This window comes from Bergeriella denitrificans NBRC 102155 (assembly GCF_001592185.1).
GTDB classification, from domain to species: domain Bacteria; phylum Pseudomonadota; class Gammaproteobacteria; order Burkholderiales; family Neisseriaceae; genus Neisseria; species Neisseria denitrificans.
Window position 1 is genome coordinate 1 of record NZ_BCWL01000248.1, and the last position, 2,742, is coordinate 2,742.

2 protein-coding genes are annotated in these 2,742 nt (G+C 53.7%); one reads left to right on the forward strand and one right to left on the reverse strand.

Annotated elements, in window-relative coordinates; translation table 11 throughout:
• The first annotated feature begins 108 nt into the window (after nucleotides 1–108).
• Nucleotides 109–1,632 (forward strand): helicase HerA-like domain-containing protein, encoded by a 1,524-nt coding sequence (locus tag BDE01S_RS09790; protein WP_066080947.1) that lies wholly within the window; start codon nucleotides 109–111, stop codon nucleotides 1,630–1,632.
• A gap of 503 nt (nucleotides 1,633–2,135) precedes the next feature.
• Here the strand turns inward: BDE01S_RS09790 and BDE01S_RS09795 are convergent.
• Nucleotides 2,136–2,423 carry a hypothetical protein gene (locus tag BDE01S_RS09795; RefSeq protein ID WP_066080950.1) on the reverse strand — a complete coding sequence of 96 codons (288 nt, stop codon included), beginning with the start codon at nucleotides 2,421–2,423 and terminating at the stop codon, nucleotides 2,136–2,138.
• Between the last annotated feature and the right edge of the window lie 319 nt (nucleotides 2,424–2,742).

Genomic DNA, 2,742 nt, shown 5'->3' on the forward strand with positions numbered 1-2,742 from the left:
AAATTACTCTTCGACTATACTGCCCGCCGTCTTTTCCCTTGTCGCCGCCGCTATTTCATAAGAAAATATCCGCTGTCATATCATTTACGGACGGAAAAGGAAACCACCATGACCACATTCCCCATCGCCCGCAGCGGCGCAGACACCCTTGAAATCCAAGGCAAAATGGCCAACCGCCACGGCCTGATTGCCGGTGCCACCGGCACAGGCAAAACCGTCACCCTGCGCCGCATGGCCGAAGCCTTCAGCAGTCAAGGCGTGCCCGTCTTCCTGGCCGACGTCAAAGGCGACCTGTCCGGTATCGCCCAAGCCGGCGCAAACAGCGGCAAAGTCGGCGAACGCATCGCCGAATTCAGCCTGGGCGAAGCATGGCTGCAATCCTTTCCCGTGCGCTTTTGGGACGTATTCGGCGAAACCGGCATCCCCGTGCGCGTTACCGTCTCCGAAATGGGCCCCATGCTGCTCGCCCGCCTGATGAACCTGAACGACACCCAAGAAGGTCTGCTCAACCTCGTATTCAAAGTCGCCGACGACAAAGGCTGGCACATTCTCGACCTCAAAGACCTGCGCAGCATGCTGCGCCACGTTTCCGAAAACGCCGCCGAATACCGCACCCAATACGGCAACGTCTCCGCCGCCAGCGTCGGCGCCATCCAACGCCAGCTGCTCACCCTCGAAAACGAAGGCGCCGAACACTTCTTCGGCGAGCCAGCCCTCAACCTCGAAGACTGGATGCAAACCGAGAGCAGCAAAGGCGTCATCAACATTCTCAACTCCGAAAAACTCATGCGCTCCCCGCGTATGTACAGCGCATTCCTGCTCTGGATGCTCGCCAAACTCTTCGAAATCCTGCCCGAAGTCGGCGACCCGGACAAACCCAAATTCGTCATGTTCTTCGACGAAGCCCACCTCATGTTCGACAACGCCGCCCCCGCACTGGTTGAACAAGTCGAACAAGTCGTCCGCCTGATTCGCTCCAAAGGCGTAGGCGTCTATTTCGTCACCCAAAACCCGCTCGACCTGCCCGACACCATCTTAGGCCAGCTCGGTAACCGCGTCCAACACGCCCTGCGCGCCTTCACCCCGCGCGACCAAAAAGCCGTGCGCGCCGCCGCCGACACCTTCCGCAGCAACCCCGACATCAACGTCTCCGAAGCCATCGCCGAATTAGGCGTAGGCGAAGCATTAGTCTCCTTCTTGGACGAAAAAGGCATGCCCGCCCCCGTCGCACGCGCCTACGTATTGCCCCCACAATCACAGCTCACCCCACTGAGCGCCGAAGAGCGCAACGCCAAATTCCAAAGCGACGACCTTTACCCCGCCTACAAAGACATGATCGACAACTACTCCGCCTTTGAAGCCCTGAGCGAAGCCGACGCCCAAAAAGCCGCCGAAGCAGAAGCCCAAGCCGCCGCCAAAGAACAGGCCAAAGCCCAAAAAGCCGCCCAAACCGAAAAAGCTGAACCCGGCCTGCTCGACGGCTTCCTAGGCGGCCTGAGCGGCGGCCGCAAAAAATCCGGCCAAGGCGTAGGCTACAACGTCGCCGACGCCGTCGGCAGCCAAATCAACCGCCAAATCACCAACGCCATCTCCCGCAGCGTTATGGGCATTATCAAAAATATGCTGAAATAACCCCTGCGGAGTAAAAAAAGCCGTCTGAAAATTTGAGATGTTCAGACGGCTTTTTGATTGCACAGCTTACCCTCACAGCCGTCATTAGCTTCGCAAGTCCGCTTCGCTTCCCCCGCGAAGGCAGGAATCCAGTAGTGAAGTGTGGAAACTTAATTGAAAACAATATGCTGCTGAATAGCTAAGGTAGATTCCCGCCTGCGCAGGGGAAGCGAAGTGGACTTGCGAAGCTAATGACGTCGCTGAGATTTTCTGATGTTTTTTAAATCCATCAGGTGACCGAACGTAGTCAAAGCTCTTTTCAGTCCTAAAGCAAACTTCGACTACGCTCAGCCGTAGGACGGGCATCCTTGCCCGTCGCTTTGCTGCAAAGCAAAGAAAATAGCTCAATAAGGTTTATCTCATTCTGCGAATGAATGACGGGCAAGGATGCCCGTCCTACGGCTACTACTTGTTCTTTTTTTCCAGACAACTTGTAAAAAGCATCAAATGTCCAATCCCCGCATCTACCCCGCAAACGGCAACCACAACCGAGCCAAGCCAAACATCGCCGCCCCACCCGCGCCCAAAACCAAAAACACCACTCCCTTTTTACGCGCATTCGGGCAAAGCCAGTAAACCGCCAAACTAAAGCTCAAAAACAACGCCGCCACACGCCAAGCCAGCGCCTTGTCCTTATAGCGGTTGAGCGTATAAGTTTCCGACATCATCACATACATCTGCCACAGCGCCGCCATGCACATACTGAGAATGCCCGCAGGGATAAAAATCAGGCCGAGAAGCTCTTTGTTCATAATGAAAGCCGTCTGAAAATAACATATAGTGAATTAAAATAAAAAAGCTACAGCGTTAGCTGCCCCTTACCGTATTACTTGTGCTGTCTGCGGCTTGCTGCCTTGTATCTTTCTTATTTTAATCCACTTCCGCTACCATTATACGGCAGAACAACGTTGTACTAATACGGCACGTTGTCTGCGGGATTTAAAAGAGCGTCATTTTGAAATATTTTTTGGGAAAATTGATATATTATTCAATCGGAAATATTCTGCATCTACCGCAGATCGAGGTTAGCACCAACCGTATATGTTTTATAGTCATTTAAAATAAGAATGG

Bases quoted from the DNA above. Each gene is read 5' to 3' on its own strand.
- BDE01S_RS09790 (WP_066080947.1), top strand. From the start codon at position 109: ATGACCACATTCCCCATCGCCCGCAGCGGCGCAGACACCCTTGAAATC.
- BDE01S_RS09795 (WP_066080950.1), bottom strand. From the start codon at position 2,423: ATGAACAAAGAGCTTCTCGGCCTGATTTTTATCCCTGCGGGCATTCTC.